Annotated in this window: 1 protein-coding gene; it reads right to left on the bottom strand. The window is 39.7% G+C overall.

Annotated elements, in window-relative coordinates:
• Nucleotides 1–382: 382 nt before the first annotated feature.
• Nucleotides 383–562: SRPBCC family protein (locus DYY66_RS13045; RefSeq protein WP_218583620.1), on the bottom strand; the 180-nt coding region annotated here is incomplete at its 3' end.
• Nucleotides 563–709: the final 147 nt, after the last annotated feature.

Genomic DNA, 709 nt, shown 5'->3' with positions numbered 1-709 from the left:
TGCACCCATTGGTTGTACAACTATGAAATGTTTCGTTTGTTTTTGTTGATAAATTTGGAACGGTGTCTTGTTTTGCAAGAATCTGCTTACGCCTGGTCATGGAATCAAGTCCGCCCATTGCTTTCTTTCTTGGATTTGAAAAGGTCTGATATTTTCAATCTCTTCTTTTATCAACTGCAATGCAAGTTCCGATTCATTGCGTAGTTCTTCTGAGATGCTCCTGGAGCGAAGCTGTGCCATTCTCTTGAGGGTATAGTTCATCTCAACTTCTAGAAGGGTTTGGTTTCCAATCGAGGTTATCAAAATGTCCTTTATTCCAACCAATACGCCCCTGGTCCACTTGATGTGGATTCCCTCTATTGGAAACAGGACAACTTTTTGNGTAGCACTTGTCAGAATTGCTTAGCGTTACCTCACGCGTAAACACGTTTCCATTTCGCGATGTATTTCTAACTCGTACCATTCCTTTCCAGAAATAAGGATCCCTCTCAATTGCAGATATTACGCTCCAGACTTTTTTGGCCGGGGCATTTATCATTATTTTTGAGATGATCCGAATCATGGAATCATATACCAAACTTTGGTTAAATTCTAGCTAGTACACACTGCAATCATGGCTATTCAAATATGATGATCCCAGAAATAACATGTGAGAGAAACATTTGTACTCATAAACTGCGATCTTGGAAAGGAACAACAAATTGTCAAG

The sequence above is a fragment of the Candidatus Nitrosotalea sp. FS genome (genome assembly GCF_011319475.1).
Lineage (GTDB): Archaea > Thermoproteota > Nitrososphaeria > Nitrososphaerales > Nitrosopumilaceae > Nitrosotalea.
Note: the sequence above shows the minus strand (reverse complement) of the source record. Positions and strands in the feature narration are given on the sequence as shown.